Source organism: Roseibium polysiphoniae, from assembly GCF_014842925.1.
Classification (GTDB): Bacteria; Pseudomonadota; Alphaproteobacteria; order Rhizobiales; family Stappiaceae; genus Roseibium; species Roseibium polysiphoniae.
The window spans coordinates 589244-609753 of record NZ_JACYXJ010000003.1 but is presented as its reverse complement, the minus strand read 5'-3'; the positions used below and the strand labels follow the sequence as shown (position 1 = coordinate 609753).

General features: G+C 58.1%; 22 protein-coding genes and 1 tRNA gene. 13 read left to right on the top strand and 10 right to left on the bottom strand.

Features of this window, described 5'->3' with window-relative positions:
- Positions 1-146: 146 nt before the first annotated feature.
- From IG617_RS09800 to IG617_RS09790, 3 genes are all read left to right on the top strand, one after another.
- The gene (locus tag IG617_RS09800) at positions 147-812 is read left to right on the top strand and encodes a PAS domain-containing protein (protein WP_192109024.1); all 666 of its coding nucleotides are present in this window, start codon (positions 147-149) and stop codon (positions 810-812) included.
- Between the two features lie 102 nt (positions 813-914).
- Entirely contained in the window at positions 915-1550 is a 636-nt protein-coding gene (locus IG617_RS09795) for a PilZ domain-containing protein (protein WP_192109023.1), read from the top strand.
- Between the two features lie 601 nt (positions 1551-2151).
- Complete coding sequence (locus tag IG617_RS09790) at positions 2152-2766, top strand: transglutaminase-like cysteine peptidase (RefSeq protein ID WP_209008380.1); 615 nt, start codon at positions 2152-2154, stop codon at positions 2764-2766.
- A gap of 154 nt (positions 2767-2920) precedes the next feature.
- On the opposite strand, the gene IG617_RS09785 is transcribed toward IG617_RS09790, so the two are convergent.
- A complete protein-coding gene (locus tag IG617_RS09785) occupies positions 2921-3448 on the bottom strand; it encodes a gamma carbonic anhydrase family protein (RefSeq protein ID WP_192109022.1) in 528 nt (175 codons plus the stop codon).
- A 19-nt stretch (positions 3449-3467) separates the two neighbouring features.
- Complete coding sequence (locus IG617_RS09780) at positions 3468-3794, bottom strand: DUF6949 family protein (protein ID WP_192109021.1); 327 nt, start codon at positions 3792-3794, stop codon at positions 3468-3470.
- 236 nt (positions 3795-4030) lie between these two features.
- Between IG617_RS09780 and IG617_RS09775 the strand changes: the two genes are divergently transcribed.
- Positions 4031-4744, top strand: a complete 714-nt coding sequence (locus IG617_RS09775; protein ID WP_192109020.1) for a hypothetical protein — start codon at positions 4031-4033, stop codon at positions 4742-4744.
- A 116-nt stretch (positions 4745-4860) separates the two neighbouring features.
- Here the strand turns inward: IG617_RS09775 and IG617_RS09770 are convergent, their stop codons facing one another.
- Together IG617_RS09770 and cysE are read right to left on the bottom strand one after the other, a co-directional pair.
- The gene (locus IG617_RS09770; RefSeq protein WP_192109019.1) at positions 4861-5079 is read right to left on the bottom strand and encodes a DUF3126 family protein; all 219 of its coding nucleotides are present in this window, start codon (positions 5077-5079) and stop codon (positions 4861-4863) included.
- Positions 5080-5158: 79 nt separating this feature from the next.
- Entirely contained in the window at positions 5159-6025 is an 867-nt protein-coding gene (gene cysE, locus IG617_RS09765) for a serine O-acetyltransferase (RefSeq protein WP_192109018.1), read from the bottom strand.
- Positions 6026-6179: 154 nt separating this feature from the next.
- On the opposite strand from cysE, the gene IG617_RS09760 reads away from it, so the two are divergent.
- Positions 6180-6986, top strand: a complete 807-nt coding sequence (locus IG617_RS09760) for an enoyl-CoA hydratase (protein ID WP_338109961.1) — start codon at positions 6180-6182, stop codon at positions 6984-6986.
- A gap of 130 nt (positions 6987-7116) precedes the next feature.
- Here the strand turns inward: IG617_RS09760 and IG617_RS09755 are convergent, their stop codons facing one another.
- Positions 7117-7998: an alpha/beta fold hydrolase gene (locus IG617_RS09755; RefSeq protein ID WP_192109016.1), complete on the bottom strand. Its 882-nt coding sequence runs from the start codon at positions 7996-7998 to the stop codon at positions 7117-7119.
- Entirely contained in the window at positions 7995-8750 is a 756-nt protein-coding gene (locus IG617_RS09750; protein ID WP_192109015.1) for an alpha/beta fold hydrolase, read from the bottom strand. The genes IG617_RS09755 and IG617_RS09750 overlap by 4 nt, the downstream gene beginning before the upstream one ends.
- Before the next feature lie 256 nt (positions 8751-9006).
- Between IG617_RS09750 and IG617_RS09745 the strand changes: the two genes are divergently transcribed.
- From IG617_RS09745 to IG617_RS09725, 5 genes are all read left to right on the top strand, one after another.
- Complete coding sequence (locus IG617_RS09745; protein ID WP_192109014.1) at positions 9007-9252, top strand: zinc-finger domain-containing protein; 246 nt, start codon at positions 9007-9009, stop codon at positions 9250-9252.
- A gap of 60 nt (positions 9253-9312) precedes the next feature.
- Positions 9313-10500, top strand: coding sequence for an FAD-dependent monooxygenase (locus IG617_RS09740; protein WP_192109013.1), 1188 nt, complete (start codon positions 9313-9315; stop codon positions 10498-10500).
- Positions 10501-10604: 104 nt separating this feature from the next.
- Positions 10605-11348 carry a competence/damage-inducible protein A gene (locus tag IG617_RS09735; RefSeq protein WP_192109012.1) on the top strand — a complete coding sequence of 248 codons (744 nt, stop codon included), beginning with the start codon at positions 10605-10607 and terminating at the stop codon, positions 11346-11348.
- Between the two features lie 36 nt (positions 11349-11384).
- Positions 11385-11894 carry a xanthine phosphoribosyltransferase gene (gene gpt / locus IG617_RS09730; protein WP_192109011.1) on the top strand — a complete coding sequence of 170 codons (510 nt, stop codon included), beginning with the start codon at positions 11385-11387 and terminating at the stop codon, positions 11892-11894.
- A gap of 220 nt (positions 11895-12114) precedes the next feature.
- Positions 12115-12786 carry a L,D-transpeptidase gene (locus IG617_RS09725; protein ID WP_192109010.1) on the top strand — a complete coding sequence of 224 codons (672 nt, stop codon included), beginning with the start codon at positions 12115-12117 and terminating at the stop codon, positions 12784-12786.
- A 27-nt stretch (positions 12787-12813) separates the two neighbouring features.
- Here the strand turns inward: IG617_RS09725 and sfsA are convergent, their stop codons facing one another.
- The 3 genes from sfsA to IG617_RS09710 all read right to left on the bottom strand — a co-directional run bounded on the left by sfsA (position 12814) and on the right by IG617_RS09710 (position 15249).
- A complete protein-coding gene (gene sfsA, locus IG617_RS09720) occupies positions 12814-13518 on the bottom strand; it encodes a DNA/RNA nuclease SfsA (RefSeq protein ID WP_192109009.1) in 705 nt (234 codons plus the stop codon).
- Positions 13519-13563: 45 nt separating this feature from the next.
- Positions 13564-15009 (bottom strand): TrkH family potassium uptake protein, encoded by a 1446-nt coding sequence (locus IG617_RS09715; RefSeq protein ID WP_246542513.1) that lies wholly within the window; start codon positions 15007-15009, stop codon positions 13564-13566.
- 154 nt (positions 15010-15163) lie between these two features.
- Positions 15164-15249, bottom strand: a tRNA-Leu gene (locus IG617_RS09710).
- A gap of 214 nt (positions 15250-15463) precedes the next feature.
- Between IG617_RS09710 and map the strand changes: the two genes are divergently transcribed.
- The 3 genes from map to IG617_RS09695 all read left to right on the top strand — a co-directional run bounded on the left by map (position 15464) and on the right by IG617_RS09695 (position 19522).
- On the top strand, positions 15464-16294 hold the full coding sequence (gene map, locus IG617_RS09705) for a type I methionyl aminopeptidase (protein ID WP_192109153.1): 831 nt from the start codon (positions 15464-15466) through the stop codon (positions 16292-16294).
- Between the two features lie 42 nt (positions 16295-16336).
- Positions 16337-17065, top strand: a complete 729-nt coding sequence (gene radC / locus IG617_RS09700; RefSeq protein WP_420826144.1) for a RadC family protein — start codon at positions 16337-16339, stop codon at positions 17063-17065.
- A gap of 165 nt (positions 17066-17230) precedes the next feature.
- Positions 17231-19522, top strand: coding sequence for a putative bifunctional diguanylate cyclase/phosphodiesterase (locus IG617_RS09695; RefSeq protein ID WP_192109007.1), 2292 nt, complete (start codon positions 17231-17233; stop codon positions 19520-19522).
- Between the two features lie 15 nt (positions 19523-19537).
- Here IG617_RS09695 and IG617_RS09690 read toward each other — a convergent pair whose 3' ends face one another.
- Entirely contained in the window at positions 19538-20503 is a 966-nt protein-coding gene (locus IG617_RS09690; protein WP_192109006.1) for an ArgK/MeaB family GTPase, read from the bottom strand.
- Positions 20504-20510: the final 7 nt, after the last annotated feature.

The following is a 20510-nucleotide window of genomic DNA, read 5'->3' as shown; positions in this document are numbered from 1 at the left end:
CGGCTCATTTCCTCGGTTTGGCATGCCCTCTGCTTAGTTAAGGCCACGAAAGACAACTGGATGATCGGTGTCCCGATTTTGGACAGGAGGGAAAACTCCCCTGCCCGGCTGACGACGATCTCCAAGCGGAAGAAGAGGCGTTCCAGATGAAAAACGGCGTAACTCAGACACTCTATAGCTACTGGGACGATTTGCGCGGAGTGCGCCCGGCGCCGAACCGGAGCGAAATCGATCCCGGCAGCATTCGTGCCCTTCTAGGCGACACCTTCATTCTGGAAGTCACGGATGCACACACGGCCAGATATCGCCTTGCGGGCACGCGCCTTTGCTCGGCCCACTGCCGCGAGCTGAAAGGGCGCAACTTCCTGCGTGGCTGGGGCGAGAAAGATCGTGAAGCCATGTCCAGCTTGCTCGCCGCGATTACTGAAGACGCTGCAGCAGCTGTTGTCGGCATTGCCGGCCATACGGAACACGAGCACCAGCTCCACATGGAAATGCTGCTTTTGCCGTTGAATGTGCCGGGCGAAGGCCGCATTCGAATCCTCGGCAGCTGCACCCCCATGGAGCGCCCCTACTGGCTTGGTCTTCACCCGATCATGAAACAGTCGATCACCAGCCTGCGCCTCGTATGGCCGGACGAACGACCTTATTTCATGAACCGTACGGAAGGCCACACCACCGGCGTCAATCCGATCCTGCCACGCTTCACGGCTGAAGGCATGTCGATGCCGGCCGGTGCCATGGCGCCGATGCCGCAGGGTGCAGAACGACGCGTGGGACATCTGACCGTCTATGAAGGTGGAAAATCCTGATCAACACACTTGGCAGCATTACCGATCATTAACTCTGCATCCTCTAGAATAAGTTGAATGGAGACCAAGGCGTCTCACATGCGGAACGGTGGATGATCGGGCATGAATGCCGGCTTAGCGACAGAGATTGAAGGAAGCAAACCGCTTCAAGCTGCCGATCGACGGCGGCATCAGCGTGTTGCTGTCAATATTCTCGGCCGTTTCATGCTGGAAGATCGCCGCGAATATCCCTGTCAGGTTGTCGACATGTCCCCCGGCGGGCTGGCGATGATCACCCCGGTTTCGGGTCAGGTGGGCGAACGTGTTGTCGCCTATCTCGATCACCTCAGCCGCGTTGAGGGCAAAATCTCTCGCCTGATTGACGGCGGTTTCGCTGTCGAACTTCGAAACACGCCGCGCAAGCGCGACAAGATTGCAAACATCCTGACCTGGCTGGCCAATCGCGATGAGCTGAATCTTCCCGAAGACCGTCGCCACGACCGCTTCGTGCCGAAGAACCCGATCACGAAGATCGTCTTGCCGGATGGCTCGGAGCATGTCTGCCGGATTGTAGACGTTTCTCTTTCAGGTGCTGCCCTCGCCACCGATGTTGTCCCTGAAATGGGCGACAGCATTGCCCTGGGCAAAATGCGCGCGCGCGTCGTGCGCCAGATCGAAGGCGGCATCGCCGTCGAATTCGCCGCCATCCAGAACCGTGAACTTCTGGAACACCACATCACCGGCGAAACCACTTCCTAACGCACCTTCCGTGCCTCCAGCACAGATAAAGAGCAATGCGACGGCGGCCATTGCCATGCGCATCTATGCTTCAAGTCGGCCGGCCCTTTCGACCACCCCCATCTGACATCCGGCGCTGCGCGATCTAGCTCGTTCGACTTCAAGGTCCCGGCACGACATGAAGAGCGCGTATAGACGCCTTCGCGCATGACACCTGCGGCCACGCCGCCACCTCGCATCAGACGCCCCCTGTCAAATCTGTCAAGCATCCAGCCAGTGCCGGCAGCTGCATCGTCGGTCAGACAAAGTTTTTTGCATTTTTTTCTCGCGTGGAAACATTTGCCGCAACGTCACTTTAGGCTTCGTAGCACTTGGTTGCACTCATCTAGCGCAGAACGGTTCGCCCTCCTGAAAAGTCAAATTCCTTCATAAATTCAATATCTTTCGCCACTTCCATCAAATTTGAAACAAATACCGCTCGAGTTTTATTTAAAGTAAAATCAAAACAAATTAAAAATAAAATCAAATAAAATTCAAGTACATATACATTTTTACTTGCGCAATTATCGTGCAATAAAAAAGCATATGTCATCGTTTTGTCAGCCTTGGGGAGGGCAATACGATGAAATTACGCAATTCAACCTTCGCAATTACTGTTCTCGCACTATCCAGCATGTCATGGGCTACCGGCACCTATGCCGCACCAGCCCGTTTCATGGCGATGGGAAACTCGGTGAAAGCGCCCTTGGGCCACATCCAGTTCTGTGAGGAAAACAGAAGCGCCTGTAGGGGGCGAGACAACTCACCAGTGGTGGTCAAGCTGACGGAAGCGCGCTGGAACGAGCTGATTGACCTGAACACTCGCATCAACCGGCAGATCCGACCGGTCACCGACGAAAAGCTCTTCGGTAAACTGGAATACTGGACCTACCCGCGTGGCGGAGCCGGTGATTGCGAGGAGTATGTGCTTGAGAAGCAACGAGCGCTTCTGGCCGCAGGCTGGCCCAAAAGCGCCCTTCTCATAACCGTGGCAAAGGATGTGAAAAACGCCGGTCACGCAGTCCTGACCGTCAGGACAGATCAGGGAGACATGATCCTCGACAATCAGATCGAGGCCGTTCTGCCCTGGTACTCAACGCCCTATCGCTACATCAAGCGCCAGTCGACACGCGAACCCGCGAAGTGGACAGGTATTTCCGACACCCGCGTAACCACCGTGGGCAGCGTCGGCAACTGAATACAAACAGGGATTTGCCTCCACGGAGGCAAAAGGGAAGATCCGGTCGCGTCCCCACCCTCCCCATCCCTACCACGACCGGATCCAGGGAGTCGGCCAGCCCCCGCAGGCCGGCTCCCGCTTTTTCGATCGCAGTGGAGCTTCGGGATCTTGACTAGATCGGCTTAAGCCCGGCCTTGAAACGGTTCCAATTCCGAACATAGCCTTCGGCTGATTTGGTGATGGATTTGGCGGCAGCTTCATCCAGTTGCCGCACCACTCTCCCCGGCATGCCAACGACCAGGGAATTGTCCGGAATTTCCTTGCCTTCCGGAATGAGTGCATTTGCACCGACAATGCAGTTCGACCCGATCACCGCGCCATTGAGCACCGTCGCGCCCATTCCGATCAGAGAATTGGACCCGATGGTACAGCCGTGAAGGATCGCCTTGTGGCCAATCGTGCAATCCGCACCGATGGTCAGCGGGTAGCCCATGTCGGAATGGAAGACACAGCCATCCTGGACATTCGAACGGGCACCAATATGGATCAGCTCGTTGTCGCCCCGAATGACCGCCCCGAACCAGACACTGGCGTCCTCTTCGAGCTTCACTCGGCCGATCACACAAGCGTTCGGCGCAATCCAGTAGCGTTCGGCATTGCCGAAACTCGGCGCCGTGCCCTCCAGCTCGTAAACAGCCATAATGCCTCCCCCGCTGAAATCAGATGAAGCCTGTCAGCCCCAACGCAAAATGTGTCACAAACATCCCCGAACACAGGCTCCACATGCCCGCGATCGTTGACGACGCAACCAGCCAGCCAAGCGGACGGCCTTCGATTCGCCGTCCCCGGATGGCATTGCGCATAATGATGAAGGGCCCGGCAAGCAGGCAAACCGTGACGACAGCAATGGCGCCGAAAAGGCTTTCCACCGCGATGTTGAAACGGGGTGGCTGATCGGTCAAAAGCTGATAAAAGCTGCCAATTAGCCCTGCAGAAACGAATCCCGCTGACCCGATGTAGAAAGCGACGAATAGGTCGAACAACACACTATTAACCTTTCGTTAACCCTTGAGGGCAGAAGCTGCTTGATGAAACTCAAAGGGTCAATAGCAAACGCCGTGCCGTTTTTGATATCGGCGTTAACCTGGCAGTAACCCTGACGAATGCGAGACAACTCTCAAATCTGGCCATCCCGATCCGGGACATCCGTGTCTCTACGGGACAGATCCAAGGCCAAGCTCACGTTTCGCACCTCCGGATCCTTGCTGCCGGGGTTGGCAGCATGATTCCGATCGAGCTGCCCCGCGCCAGCGGCATTCGCCCGCTTCACTTCACGATCCTTACAGCCTCTCTGGTCGTTCTGACGCTCGCCTATATGGCCTATGTCGGAGCGAGATGGAGCGGATACTGGCGCGGCGAGATTGTCTGGACCGACGACAGAACGGAGGTCGCGGTTAGCGTCAACGATCAGGACCTCCTCGTGCCGGCGAGCTTGATGCGAAGCCAGATGGCAAAGATTGCACTGAGCAATGGCAGGGAACGGCTTTCAAACCTAAAGCTTGCCGCGATCTGGCCGACAATGACAGCTGCGCGCAGCGCACAGCATCCGACGTCTACAGACCTTAAGCGCGGATCCAATCTTGTCCTGATCGACATAACGGCAAACCAGGGCGCAGAGACAATGCGCGATCGGCTGGAGACAGTCTACCGCCGGCTGGCCCGCGGCCCTGAAACAGATGGCCCTGCCGGCCTCAAGGTTCTCACCCTGTCATCACCGGTCGCGTTGGAGCTGGATCAGGTGGTGTTTGAGCCGAACCGCGCGAATGGCTTCATCGCACGGTGCAAGGCCGCGCAAGGGACGAACGCGGTCTGCCACCGCGCAGCAAGCGCAGACGGTGACCTTGCCGTCTCCTATCGCTTCGAGCGCGGACTGCTGTCCAGCTGGGGTCGTCTGGACCGGCGGGTCAATGATCTGATCGAAGCCCTTCGCCAATAACGCGGGTGCCACTACGCCAGGCACAACTCTTCTAAGCTGCGGCCCAGAACGACAAAGGCCCGGAACCTTTCGGTTCCGGGCCTTTTAGAAACGGACACAATCCGTAACGTGTCAGATCAGGCTTCTTCGAGGTCGAATTCGAGAATGGCCATCTGAAAGTTCCAGCTCAGGTCATCGTCGTCCTCATCGTCGCGATAGATGACGCCGATGAATTCCTCGCCGATGTAGACCTCCGCACTGTCGTCCTTACGGGGACGCGCCTTCACCTTAATGTTCTCCAATTCGAACTTCTTGCGAAGGTAGACTTCGAGCTTGCGGATTTCGTCTGGTTTCACGTTTTCACTCCTGTTCGGTCGTGAATAAATTATCGAGCGCGGACCCTACAGCAATGCCGCAGCATGCCAACAGCCCAATTCAGCTATCCCCGTGTTCCTCACCTTCGTGATCAACACGCATGACGTTGTCTGCCGCCAGTAGCTGGTTCATCGTTCGTGCAGGCTCTGAACAGCCAGCCTTGCCGACGATTCTGGCGGGAACACCGGCGACGGTCGTGTTCGGCGGAACTTCGTTCAGGACCACCGAACCGGCCGCGATCCGTGAGCAATGGCCGATCTGAAGGTTGCCGAGGATCTTGGCGCCCGCGCCAATAAGCACACCATTTCCGATCTTCGGATGCCGATCACCGCATTCCTTGCCCGTCCCGCCCAGGGTGACGCCCTGCAGGATGGAAACGTCATCGCCGATGGACGCGGTTCCGCCGACAACAAGACCGGTTCCATGGTCGATAAAGATCCCGCGACCCACGGGCACAGCGGGATGAATATCCACCTGAAAGACCTCAGAAGCGCGGCTTTGAAGATAAAGCGCAAAGTCCTTGCGTCCCTGCCGCCAGAGCCAATTGGCCAGGCGGTGCGTTTGCAGGGCATGAAATCCCTTGAAGTAGAGCACGGGCTCGAGCAGGCGATCGCAAACGGGATCGCGGTCGTAGACAGCCACCATGTCGACGCGGAAAATCTCGGCGAGCTCTGGCTCGGAAGACAGGGCTTCCAGATAAGTCTGCCGGATCAGGGACGCTGAGACCACATCACGGCCAAGACGGTCACCGAGGCGATGAACAACCGCCTCCTCAAGGGTTTGGTGATTCAGGACTGTTTCGTAGACAAACGAAGACAAGGCCGGCTCGGCCGTAACCATCGCTTCTGCCTCGTCCCGGAGCTGACGCCAAACCGGGTCATGCAGGGCCAGATGTGCAGCATTCTGACGAGGTGTCAGGTTCGTCATGGCTTGTCTCCTTTTCAAGCCGTCCGTTCTTGCCCCTAAGATAGGGGTGTTCGGTCTAATTCCAAAGTCAAACTTGCCCGGGCATGTCCAAGCTGGTTTGTTTTGCCTTAAGAACCCGCCCTGGCGCGTCCGCCAAATTCTGGAGAACACAATTGTGAACACGCCCCTTGCGAGCGATCAAGGCACCATTTCCACCAGGGTTGAAGGGTCTGTTGGCTGGCTCGTAGTCGACAATACCGCCAAGCGCAACGCCCTGTCGCTTGCCATGTGGAAACAAGTACCGGCCGCTGTCGACAGGCTTGTGGCCGATCCAAACATTCGCGTGATCGTCGTCAGGGGCGCTGGAGAAACGAGTTTCGTCTCAGGCGCGGACATCTCGGAATTTGCACAAACGCGCTCGACGGCCGCCGCGGCAAAAGCCTATGACGTCATCAATGTTGCAGCTTTCAAGGCGCTGAAGCAGGCGGCCAAACCGACCATTGCCATGATCAGGGGCCACTGCCTCGGTGGAGGTCTTGGCCTTGCACTCGCCTGCGACCTCAGGATTGCGGCGGCTGGCAGCGTGTTCGGCATTCCGGCCGCACGGCTTGGCATCGCTTACCCGCTTGACGCAATGAGCGACATTGTCGAGGCCGTCGGACCGACAACCGCCAAACGGCTCTTGTTCACCGCAGAGAGAATTGGTGCGGAGGAAGCTCTGCGCATTCAGCTCATCGGCGAAGCCGTGGCTGAAGCGAATCTCGACGCTCGAATTGCCGCGCTCTGCGCGGATCTGACAAACAATGCCCCCCTCACCCAGACAGCCGCGAAAATGTCGATCAATGCCATAGCCGGTGGCTGTCAGGATGATGCAATGGCCCTTGCCGCAAAGGCTGCTGAAACCTGTTATGAAAGCCGGGATTTTGCGGAAGGCAGAGACGCCTTCCTTGAGAAACGCCAGCCGAACTTTTCAGGCACTTGAATCAACTTCAGAGCACCACAACGCAAGGCACTGGCGCGACTCATGTTTAGCCGACGGAACAGACAAAAACCGAGAACCGCATCGACTTGCAAAAATGAGAGCAAGGTACTGCAATAAAAGAGAAAATCAGTCAGACACTCTCAGCTTCTGACAAGCGGAGTAAGAACGCCTCAACCGCTTCTGCGAAGACATCGTTCTTGTCACCCGCCACCATATGGCCTGCGCCCTTGATATCCACGAACTCAGAGTGAGGTACCATGCCCTTGAACTCGGCGGCATGAGCTTCCGAGACAAGTTCGGAATTGCGGCCTCGGACCAGCAGAACTGGCAGGGTGAGCTTCTCGGCTGCGGCAACAAGATCGGCTTCGAGCAGAGCCGCCTTTGCGCCTCCAGATGCATCCTTGGCGGCAATGAACCTCGGATCCCAGTGCCAGCGGTAGCGACCATCCTCGTGCAGACGAAGGTTCTTGGACAGGCCGGAAAGGTCACGCGGCCGCGATCGGTTTGGCAGATAGGCTGCTATGGCGTCAGCTGCTTCTTCAACGCTCGAAAATCCGTCTTCGACACGGGCGCCCATGAAGCCCAGGATCTTTGAAACACCGCCAAGATCAAGCCGCGGCGTAACATCGACGAGAACAAGCGCGGAGAGGCAACCAGGTGCAATCGCGCCTTCCGCCAGAATGCCAGCCAGACCACCAAGGGAAGCTCCGACCAGAACCGGTCTCTCACCGGTCTGAGCGGTGACGTCATTGCAGACGGCGGCAAGATCGCGGGCAAAATCGACAAAGGCATAGTTCCCGGAGGAAACCCAGGCGCTTTCACCATGACCACGTTGGTCGATGCAATAGACCACGTGCCCGAGTCTGTAAATTCGCTCAGCTGCGGAGTCCCAGGAGTGGCGGGTCTGTCCGCCTCCATGGAGCATGAGCACGGGGCGGCCGTGGTCGCCGTAGCGGTCACCTACAAGCGCATTCTTCTCAGCGCCGGTGAAGGTGACACGCTGCGCGGTCATTCCATCTCACCATGAAGGAATTCGAGCACGCCTTTCTTGTAGACTTTGTCACCGACCGCAACCATGTGATCGCGTCCCAGAATATCAAGCACCCGCGCATCCTGCATCAGGTCTGCAAGGCGGTGCGGCGAACCGGCAATGTCATCGTTGGTTCCCACGGCAACGAGTGCGGGACGTGTGATCCGGGAGATATCCTCCTCGGAAATCTTCTGACGGGACGAACGCATACAGGCGGCGAGGGACAGTCGATCTGACTTCGTCTGCTCAGCAAAGGCCCTGAAGGCTCGCCCGGTTCGGTCCGTTACATCTTGCAGCCGCTCGGCTTCGAGCGCGGAGGCGATCGGTTCAGGATCCCCGACGCCACTAACCATTCCATAGCCAAGTCCGCCGAAGATCACACTTTTCACACGATCAGCATGATTGAGGGTCAGGAAAGCGGAAATGCGCGCGCCCATGGAATACCCCATGACGTCGACGGTCTGCAGATCCAGATGGTTCAACAGACGGAAAGCGTCTTCTGCCATCACCGGCGCACCATACGCCTCGGGATCATAGAACTTCGAGCTTTCGCCATGCCCCCGGTTGTCCAGGGCAATCACGCGGCGGCCGTCCTTGACCAGGAGATCCACCCAACCGGGATACTCCCAGTTAATGGACTTGTTTGACGCAAACCCATGTATGAGCAGGATCGGATCGCCCTCGCCCTCATCCAGAAATGAGATTGCGACCCCGTCTTTTTCAAATTTCGGCATTCCCTCACCTTACTCTTACGTAAAGGGTAATCAATGTTTCCACCAACATTAGGTCGAATGGAGCGCCGGGGAAACCCGCTTTGATTGGCTCGGGGAGTTTTCATCTCATCAATACTGCCCCGTAGCAACGAATGGAGGACTGCCTCCTCCTGGCCTTATCAAGCGATGGGGATCGCGGCGTCTTGCCCCTACACAAGTGCCACGCAAATGAGTATGGTCTCGCGCAAGACAAACCTTGATGGAATGGAATGGACCCATGGCGGATCACATTGTCCCGCATTTCCAGAACGCAAGCGGCCACGACTCGGTCGCGATCGGTGCTCGTGAATTCATGTGCATTGGCGCGAATCCACCGTTCGATCATCCGCATGTTTTTCTCGACCTGGGAGAGGAAAACGAGATCGTCTGTCCCTATTGCTCGACGCTTTACAAGTTCGACGCGACCTTGAAGCCGACAGAATCATCTCCAGCCGACTGTGTCTGGACACCCAAAGCGGCCTGACGTCAGACATCATCATATCCTTGACGTTGAGATTGGCTTGCCGATGAGCACGCGACGCAGATGAACGCACCGCTCGTGATCGCCGGCGCCGGGATCGGCGGCCTCACTGCCGCGGTCGCACTCACGCGCGCCGGCCATCGAGTTCTTGTGCTTGAACGCGCAAGCGCCCTATCGGAAGTCGGCGCAGGGCTTCAGCTTTCTCCCAACGCCTGCAAATGCCTGGACCAGATCGGTGTTCTGGAAGCGGTTCTCAAGACAGCTTCGGCGCCGGAAGCAATCCGCATCCGATCTGCCCGAAGCGGCAAAGCGCTTGCCCGCATCCCGTTGGGATCGGAGGCGTCCGCACGGTATGGTGCGCCTTACTTGCTGTCCCACCGCGCTGATCTGCAAAAAGCGCTTTACGACAAAGCCCGCTCTTTTCCATCGGTTGAAATTCGCTTTGGACACAGCTTCATTGGCAGCTATGTCGACGAGGCTGGCAATCTTGGCCTGACCTTCCAGGCTGAAGACGGTCGCAACCTCACTCTGCAAGCCAAGGTTCTTGTCGGCGCAGATGGCGTCTGGTCGAGGGTGCGCGAAACCTTGAACGGACATGCAACGGCCCGGTTCAGTGGCCGGACGGCCTATCGTGCGACGCTGCGCGCGGATCAGGTCGATCCTGGGATTCTTCGAGACACCGGCCTTTGGCTCGGCAAGGACGCCCACCTCGTCCACTACCCCATCCGCCAGCAAAGCGCCTTCAACATCGTTGCGCTCGTTGCCGAAGACTGGAATGAACAGGATTGGTCAGCGCCGGCAGACCGAAGCACCCTTCTCAGGCGCTTTGCGCAGTGGGCGCCAGATGCGCGACAGCTTCTTGAAACGCCGGACAGCTGGCTGAAATGGGCTCTTTGCGGCGTGCCGGCAACCGGCCACTGGGCCCAAGGCAAGACAGTTCTGATTGGTGATGCCGCGCACGCCATGTTGCCGTTTGCTGCACAAGGCGCTGCCATGGCCATCGAAGACGCGCTGGTGCTTGCAAGCGTGCTCACGCCCGAAACCGCAGACATTGCAAACGCCCTACGTACGTTTGAACGTCAACGACGCGAACGGGTGCGCAAGGTTCAAAAGACGGCCGAGGAAAACGGGCGCATCTATCACATGAGTGGGCCGCTGGCTCTTGGCCGTGACACCGTCTTGCGCATGTCCTCTCCTGAAAGTCTTTCTGCCCGCATGGACTGGATCTACGGCTGGACGCCACCGTCCTGAACGGCTACCAATTCGCCCTTTCGCCGTGAAACAGTGCCTCAAACCTTGAGCCTGCGCCGCGCTTGGGCTAAAGGCATCGTCCAATCACTCCCGGGAGGCAGGCCATGACGACAGCTGAGGCAGATCAAGAGGTAACCGCAGCGTTCCTCGTCATTGGCGACGAGATTCTCTCCGGCCGGACCAAAGACAAGAACATCGGCTTTCTCGCCGATTACCTGACCACCATTGGTATTGACCTGCGCGAAGTGCGCATCGTCCCCGACGTGACCGAAAAAATCGTCGATGCCGTCAACGAGCTGCGTGCCGGTTACACCTATGTTTTCACCTCCGGCGGCATTGGCCCCACCCACGACGACATCACGGCTGACAGCATTGCAGCCGCCTTTGGGGTCCCGATTGATGTTGACCCCCGCGCCAAGGCGATCCTTGAGGCCCATTATCCTCCCGGTCAGCTGACACCCGCCCGTCTGCGTATGGCACGGATCCCCGAAGGCGCCGATCTGATCGACAACCCGGTTTCCAAGGCACCCGGTTTCCGGATCGAGAACGTCCATGTCATGGCCGGCGTGCCGTCGATCATGCAGGCCATGGTCGATGCCATTGCGCCGACGCTGAAAACCGGGCGGAAGATGCTGTCGCGCTACGTCGACGCGGATGTGCCGGAAAGCCGGCTTGCGGACCAGGTCGGCGAGATCCAGACCCGCTTCCCCGAAACGCTGATCGGTTCCTATCCGCGGACGAACGATGGCCGTTTCACCACTCAGATCGTCATCCGCTCACGCGATGAAGACACACTCGAAGAGGCCACAGCCGCTGTGCGCGAAGCCGTCGCGGGCGCGCTGGCGTAAGGCGCCTCAAAAGAACAAAGTTTCAAAGGACACCACATGGAAAACCCAGCACAAAACAAAGCTTTTCCCGTCTCCTGGGACATGTTTCACCGGGATTCGCGTGCCCTTGCGTGGCGGCTCTCGAGCGAAGGCGAATGGAAAGCGATTGTCTGCGTGACCCGCGGCGGCTTGGTGCCGGCCGGGATCGTTGCCCGCGAGCTCGGAATTCGCACGATCGAGACCGTCTGCATCGCCTCCTATCACGACTACGAAAACCAGGGTCAGCTGAAGGTCATCAAGCCAGTCGATCCCAAGGTGATTGATCTTGAAGGCGGCCAAGGCAGCGGCGTCCTGGTGATCGACGATCTCGTTGACACGGGCAAGACGCTGAAGGTCGTGCGCGAAATGCTGCCCAAGGCACATTACGCAACAGTCTATGCCAAGCCCGTTGGTGTGCCGATGGTCGACACCTTCATCACCGAGGTCTCCCAGGACACATGGATCTATTTCCCCTGGGATATGGGGTGGCAGTTCCAGCCGCCGCTTTCAAAAGACACGGCTGGCTGACCTTTCTGCGGTACCGCAAAATCACACCAGATCAAAAAAGGCTTCAATCCTGCGTGAGCACGCAAGGGATTGAGGCCTTTGCCACTTTCTTGGCTTATTTTTCCTGATACGCAACGCATCAAACGCATGGAACAGCTTCGCTCCAGCCGCGTTACCCATCTTGAGGGTGTGCAACATCGCCCACCCGCCACCATGCCCGTCGCATCATCAAGGCCACCGAATGTCCCTGACACGCAGAACCTTTTGTCTGACTGCCTCCGCTGCCGCCCTCGCTGGCTGTACCAGTTACACGCGCCAGTCGCCACGCCTGCCAGAGGCGGCACCACCTGCGGGCCGTCGGATCGCACCCGAATATCTGCAAATGTACAGGGCCATGCCGGAAGAGCGTTTCCCGATACCGGCTGTTGATCTGACGAAGGTCGACCCGCTCTATTATCGTCAATACGTCGACTACCGCTCCGAGCACCCTGCCGGAACGATCATCGTCGACACGCCAAATCGCTTTCTCTACCTCACCATGGAGAACAACAAGGCAATGCGCTACGGCGTCGGCATCGGTCGGGCCGGCTTTGCCTGGGGCGGCAAGGCGCGTATCGCCTACAAGCGCGAGTGGCCGACCTGGACACCTCCTGCGGAAATGATCGAGCGCGAGCCGGAACTGGAGAAATACCGGAATGGTATGGCCCCGGCCCTGGACAACCCTCTGGGCGCACGCGCGCTCTACATTTTCGAGGGCAATCGCGACACGCTGTACCGGCTGCATGGCACATCTGAAGCCTATTCGATCGGCAAGGCCGTATCGTCAGGCTGTGTTCGCCTCATGCATCAGGATGTGATCGATCTCTACAATCGCGTTCCGAACGGCACCAACATCGTCGTCCTGCAGGCCTGAGGTCAGCCAGCATGCGACGGTGCGCGTTCAAACCGTGAGTTCGACGATCTTGTCAACGTCGATGCCGTCGACCCTAACATCACAACCGACGGCATAGGCTTCGACCCCGGCAGACCGCGCAGCTGCAAAAGCAGCCGCGTAGTTGGGGTCTATATCTCCCGCAAGAGACAGCCTGGCGCAGTCAGGTCGCTGCACGAGAAAAACCATCGCCGCCCGATGTCCCTCGGCGACCATGGCGGACATCTCGGCAAGATGCTTTGCTCCGCGCGCGGTCACCGAATCGGGGAATTCTGCCAGTCCCGCCTCACGCATCAGATGCACGTTCTTGACCTCGACATAGGTCTTCGCGCCATCAGCCGATTCCAGAAGAATATCGATCCTGGAATTCTTGCCGTATTTCACTTCACGGCGAAGGCTGGCAAAATCAGCCAATTCGGGCACCCTGCCCGCCCGGATCGCTTCCTCGACAAGGCCATTGGGGTGGGCCGTGTTGATGCCGACGAGCGCACCGTCCGCCTCCATCACTTCCCAAGAGTATTTCAGCTTGCGCTTGGGATTGTCCGAGCTCGACAGCCAAACCCGTGAGCCCGGTTCCTTCAGGCCCAGCATGGAACCCGGATTGGCGCAGTGCGCCGTCACCTCGGAGCCATCCTCATCGAGAATGACATCGGCCAGAAAGCGCTTGTACCGCTTGACGAGGCGGCCGCTGACAAGGGGAGTTGGAAACTTCATGGCTCTTGTCTAGCGCGAGAACAAAAGAGAAACAAGAGACTTGACTCAGCGCGACCAGAAGTCCGGATCGAGCAACACCAGCACCGTGAAGAGCTCGAGACGCCCCATGAGCATGGCAAAGGAAAGCAGCCACTTTGCCCCATCCGGCAGCGGTGCGAAATTCCCAGCCGGTCCGATGATCGGCCCCAGGCCCGGACCGACGTTGCCGACAGACGTGGCAGCGGCCGAAACAGCAGTCACAAGGTCGAGGTCAAAGAAGGACAGCGCCAGCGTGATCACGCCAACAGAGCCGAGATAAACCACGAGGAACGCCAGAACCGAGAAGGAAAGTTCCTGCGTCAGGCGCGTTCCGCCGTATTCTTCCGACATGACCCGGTTCGGACGGACCATGCGGCGCAAATGGGCGCGCACCGTGCCGAAAAACACCAGAAAGCGGAAAACCTTGATGCCACCTGTTGTTGAGCCGGTGCAGCCACCGACGAATTTCAACAAGAGCGCCAGACCGATGACCGGCGGGCCCCACTCGGTGTAGTCGCCGAGCGCATAGCCCGTCCCTGTGACGATGGAAATCACGTTGAAGGTCGCCCGCAGCAACGCCTCATCGAATGGAAAGCGCATCTTGACGCCCAGGTAGACCGTCAGAAGCAGCGAGACAATGATGAGAAAACCAACCAGGGCGCGGACCTGCGGGTCACGCCAGAGCACCAGCGGCTGACCGCGCAGCGCCTGGATCAAAAGCACGAACGGCATCGCCCCGATCAGCATGAAGACAACCGCAACCCAGCCAGACGCCGGATTTGTGAAATAGCCAAAGGACTGGTCGTGCGTGGAATAACCGCCTGTCGAGATCGTGGTCAGCGCGTGGTTGAAGGCGTCGAACAGATCAAAGCCGGTGGCCAGATAGGCAACGATGCAAAGCACTGTCAGGAAAAGATAGGCCAGTCCCAGCAGCCGGATCAATTCAACCGATCGGCTGACGATCTTTTCGGAGCGATCGGAGTTTTCACTCTGAAACAGCTGCATTCCGCCAATCCGCAGGAACGGCAGCAAAACAATCGCCATAACGATGATCCCGACGCCGCCCATCCATTGCATGATCGACCGCCAGACAAGCAGGCCCGGAGGCAGGTTATCGAGACCGCTCAAGACCGTGGAGCCTGTCGTCGTGAACCCGGAAACAGCTTCAAACACCGCATCCGCATAACCGATGCCAAGCCACAGGAATGGCAATGCTCCGAAGGCAGGTAGGCTGGCCCAGGCAAGCGTCGTCAAAATGAAGGTCTGGCGCGTGTCGAGGCCCTTCGACAGCGATCCCCCGACCGCAATCGACAAAAGCATGCCCACAAGCCCGGTCAAAAGCGACGAAAACACGAAGGCCTGCCAATCCGCGTTCTTGGCGGCGACATCGACGATCGCGGGGATTAGCATGGCGGTGGCAAGCCCGACATACAGGAATCCCAGGACATTGAGGACTGGACGGAGTGAAATCAAAAAGATGCTTCCCGGCGGCTGCGCTGTTCCGGCGGGGTGTCTTTGGCCCCGCATCTTGAAATCTGCAAATCGTCAGCGTTGCCGTTTGCGGAACGCTCGAAGCTCTTCCCTACACTGAAGAGCTGCGTTTGCCAATCTCCGGCTCTCGAGAGCCTGGTGCGGGCGACGGGACTCGAACCCGTACAGCCTAAGGCCGAGGGATTTTAAGTCCCTTGCGTCTACCAATTTCGCCACGCCCGCATTCAACATCTGGGTACCCTTTGGCCCTGAAAACCGCAAGTCGCCTCGCCAGGTTTTTAAAAGCCTTTTACCGCGCCTCTAGCAATCCGCAGCACAAGGCGATATTTGGGAAGGTAACAATCTTGCAATGGCCCATTTTAAGGCCGGACGCTTTGACGGCGGACTATCGACCCTGTCGCGTCTTGAGGCCCACGACAAAGAGCAACGACAGTTCATGGTCACCTATATCGACGCCGCTGAAGCCCCTTTGAAAAACACCGGCCAGGTCCGCATCTACGACCAGGACGATTTCGCCGGAATGAAGAAGGCCGGTCAATTGACTGCCGCCTGCCTCGATGAACTTGCGGAAATGGTGAAACCCGGCGTGACCACCCAGGAGATTGACGACTTCGTCTTCGCCTACGGAGAATCGCACGGCGCCCTTCCCGCGACACTGAACTACCGCGGCTACACCAAGTCGTCCTGCACATCGATCAACCACGTCGTCTGTCACGGCATCCCGAATGAAAAGCCCTTGCGCGAGGGCGACATCGTCAACATCGACGTCACATTCATTCTTGATGGCTGGCATGGCGATTCGAGCCGCATGTATCCGGTCGGCCAGATTAATCGCAAGGCGGAACGGCTTCTCGAGATCACCTATGAATCGCTGATGCTGGGGATTGAAGCGGCCAAACCTGGCAACACCACCGGCGACATTGGCGCTGCGATCCAGACCTTTGTCGAGAGCCATCGTTACTCTGTCGTACGTGACTTTTGCGGTCATGGCGTCGGCAAGCTTTTCCACGACACACCGAACATCCTTCACTACGGACGTACGGGCGAAGGCGTCGAACTGAAGCCTGGCATGATTTTCACCATCGAGCCGATGGTCAACACCGGCCGGCCGCAGGTCAAAGTCCTCAGCGATGGCTGGACCGCTGTCACACGGGATCGTTCTCTTTCGGCACAATATGAACATTCCATCGGCATCACCCAGGATGGCTGCGAAATCTTCACCCTCTCCCCTTCCGGCCTGCACACGCCCGGTCTTTCGAAAGAGTGAGGCCACGCCGCCGGAGAACTAAGGCGCAGGAGACCAATGCCTATGGCGGAAACGCCGGACGGTTTTGAAGAGAAGGCCGTAAAGCCCGACAAATCGAAGAAGTCGGACGACGAAGGCCATAGAGAAAGATTACGCCAGCGCTTCCGCGATCATGGCCCGAACGGCTTCGCCGATTATGAATTACTCGAGCTTCTGCTGTTCTCGGCCATTCCGCGCCGGGACACCAAACCCATTGCCAAGGCGCTCATTGGCAAGTTCGGTTCCTTTTCCGGCGTTCTTGCCGCTCCGCGCAAAAGACTGAAGGAAGTTGATGGCGTTGGTGACAAGGTCATTGATACGCTGAAGCTTGCACAGGCCACGGCATTGCGCTTTGCCCGCGGTGAAGTTGACACCCGTGCGCCGCTCTCATCCTGGTCGAAGGTGATTGACTACATTCGAACCGCGATGGCCTTTTCTGACGTCGAGGAGTTTCGAATACTCTTCCTCGACAAACGCAATGGCCTCCTCGCAGACGAGGTGCAGCAAACCGGAACGGTGGACCATACCCCGGTCTATCCGCGCGAAGTCATTCGGCGCGCGCTTGAACTCTCTGCCACGGCCATCATTCTCGTTCACAATCACCCCTCCGGCGATCCAACTCCCTCGCGTGCCGATATCCAGATGACAAAGCAGATCATCGAGATCGCAAAGCCTCTGGGCGTGGAAGTTCACGATCACATTATTGTGGGCAGAGAGGGCCAGGTGAGCTTTCGCGGACTGCAGCTGATCTAGAACCGCGCGATTCCGGCCATGGATCAACGAAAACGTGAGTTTTTTGAACGCGGCAACCAAATATTTTGACTAAAATGCTCCCTGTCATTCTCTGTTAACCAGACTTCTCCGGCATTCATTAACAGCTCTTGTGGATACTGGCGCAAAGTGAGCTGGGAGCGTTGAATGAAAGTGGTGGCGGAAGGGTCCGGTGGCAAAATTGCGAATGCAATCATCATTCCGATGATCGCGGTCGTTGTTCTCGCCGTTGCCTGTGTCTGCGGGCTGATGATCTGGTCCTCGCAGATTTCCGATGAAAGCGCTGAGAACAGTCAGCGCAAACTGCTCAACGGTGCCTTGAAGCTAAAGCTTGACCAGATGGCACGACAACAGGTTGGCACCGTCGTCTGGGACCAGGCCTATTTCAACACGGTGGGCGAGGAACTCGACCACGCCTGGCTCTACAACAACATCGGACACTGGCTGAAATCGACCTACGGCTTTTCCCGCGCGTTGATCGTCGATCGCGATCGCGAACCGGTTTTCATCTATGATGAAAAACTGAACCGCGACTGGATGACGCCAGAGATCCAGAACCAGCTTTCGACTGCGATCGCCAGAACGCGTGCCCACTACATCACATCGTTTCAACGTACGCCGTCAGGTCTCTACCGCTTCAAGCAGGATCAAACCAATGACGGCCGCATCCTTGCGGAAACGGGCCTCGTCCGTATGGGCTCTCACGTCTACTTTTTCAGCGCAGCCGCGATCACTCAGGAAGTGCATACAATCACTGCCGTGCGCAGGCCGCCTGCCGTGCTCGTCAGCTTCGACAAGCTGGACAGCGAGGCGCTTGCCAAGATCGCCAACATCTCCGGTCTCGCCGACCTGAGGCTGACGGAAAACGCCGGACTGCTTCCGCGACTTGCGACGGTCGAACTGCGCTCGCCCAAAGGCGTCGTCATCGGCAATCTGCAGTGGCGGCCAAACAAGCCGGGCACAGACATGCTTGGCCGGGTCGCACCGGTGCTGCTGATCCTCGCGCTGGCCATCGTCGGACTGACGATCGGCGTCATCGATTTTACCCGGCAAACGACGCGCCGGCTGGCAAGCAGCCAGGCTCAGGCAGTGCATACTGCCAGCCACGACTCCCTTTCAGGCCTGCCGAACCGCGAGCAGTTCTCGACGTTGCTCAGCGAGGCTCTCAAGAAAACGCAAGATGAAGCGGTCGGCTCCGCCATCGTCTATATCGATCTTGATCGCTTCAAAGACATCAACGACACGCTCGGCCATGCCGCAGGTGACGAAGTCATTCGCGCCGTCGCAGGACGATTGAAGGCCATTGCCCCGAAAACCGGGGTGATTGCACGCATCAGCGGCGACGAATTCGCCATGCTGCTGGCCGATTGCGAAAATCAGCAGTCCGTCGAGCAGATCCTGACCCGCGTACAGGATCAGATGGTCAGGCCGATACGCATCGACAACAACGAGTTGTTCGTCAGCCTCTCCATGGGCGCCGCACTTGCGCCCCGCGATGGCACCGATCCCGGTGAACTCCTGCGCAAGGCCGACATTGCCCTTTATGACGCAAAAGAGAACGGCCGCGGCCGCTGGTCATTCTTTGACAACTCCATGCAGGAGACCGTCCAGACCAAGGACAAGATGTCGAGAGAACTGCGCAGAGCCATCGACAATGACGCTCTGGACGTCGCCTATCAACCACAGTGTGATGCCAGCGCGAACGAGGTCATCGCAGTCGAGGCACTCGCAAGATGGACCCATCCCGAGATGGGATCTATTTCTCCCTCCAGTTTTATTCCTCTCGCTGAGGAAACCGGTCTGATAAATGATCTTGGCCAATGGATCTTGCGCCGGGCTTGCCGCGACGCCCATCGCTGGCCCGACCTCCTGGTATCGGTGAATGTTTCCCCGACCCAGTTCAAGCATCCACGGTTCGTCGAAATGATCCTGGAGACGCTGGATGATTTCAATCTGGCGCCGAACAGGTTGGAAATCGAGGTCACCGAAAGCGTCTTTGCCGGTCAGCACATGACCATCCTCAAGTCGATGAAACGTTTGCAGGATCGCGGTGTTAAGATTGCACTCGACGATTTCGGCTCCGGCTACTCAAGCCTCAGCTATCTGCGCAAGTTCCCGTTCGACACGCTGAAAATCGATCGCGACTTCATCTCGGACATGGATGACAGCCTCGAAGCAGAAGCCATTTTGACGTCGATCATCCAACTGGGTCAGGCCCTTGGAATGACCATTGTCGCTGAGGGTATTGAGGCTCGGCATCAGATCGGCTTCCTTGCGGACAACGGTTGTCACAGGATGCAAGGCTTTTACATCTCACGGCCTCTTGCCGATGAGGCCCTGGCCGAATTCCTGGACGATCGCGCAATGAAACAGGCAATGGCTGTCGCGGCAAACGAAGAGCAGCAGCCGAGCCTGCCGCTGAAGCTCGCCAAGGGCTAGGACAATCCAGGCACACTATCGAGCAGGTTCATCAAACAACCGCTGCTTGATCAGCCTTGAAAAATCACGGTAGCTCGAAAACGGTGCAACAGACGCCCCCACCAGGAACCGCTGGCCCGGATCTGATTTGGCAATGTCGAGCCCGGCTGTGCCGTAGCGGGTTCGAACCATGTCCTTGAACCAATGCTCATGCTGTGCTGCGCGTCTAGTCTGCAGACAGCCGCTCTGATCGAGAAACAGCTTGTGCTTTTCAATCGCCCGCATGAGATCCTCGATGCCAGATCCGGTTCGTGCTGAAATTTCGCACACCGGAACAGTCCATTGATCGCTATCCGGCTGCGCCAGTGACAAAGCGCCAACGACGTCGGAAGCCGCCCGCCGGGCCGCTGCCCCCATATCGGACTTGGTCACTGTCACCACATCCGGCAGTTCCATGATCCCGGCTTTCATGAACTGGAGGCTGTCGCCGGAACCTGGCTGAATGCAAAGGACCAGCGTGTCACAGGCATGGACGAGATCGCCCTCGGACTGACCAATTCCAACCGATTCCACAATCACCAGATCGAAGACCGATCGCAGCATTGCGATCGCAGCGATCGCGTGATCAGAAAGACCACCCAGACGATCACGTGCCGCCATCGAGCGCACAAACACCGCCTGGTCCTCCGGATCGGTCTGAAGACGCGTCCGGTCCCCCAGCAGCGCCCCGCCGGTCAGCTGCGAGGACGGATCAATTGCCAAGACGGCAACCCGCTTCTCTGCTGCGCGCGACTGACGGATAAGCGCATCCGTCAGTGTGGACTTGCCAACGCCGGGAGGCCCGGTCAGACCAAGGACCATGCCGGCCTCACAGCGACAGGCCTTATCCAGAAAGGCCGCAACCTCCGCATCTGCCGACGAGGTTTCAAGCCGCGTCAGCAGCCGTGACAGCTCCCGTTTTCCCGCTTGCCTGAGCTCATCCAGACTGGGTAGTGGCTGCATATCACCC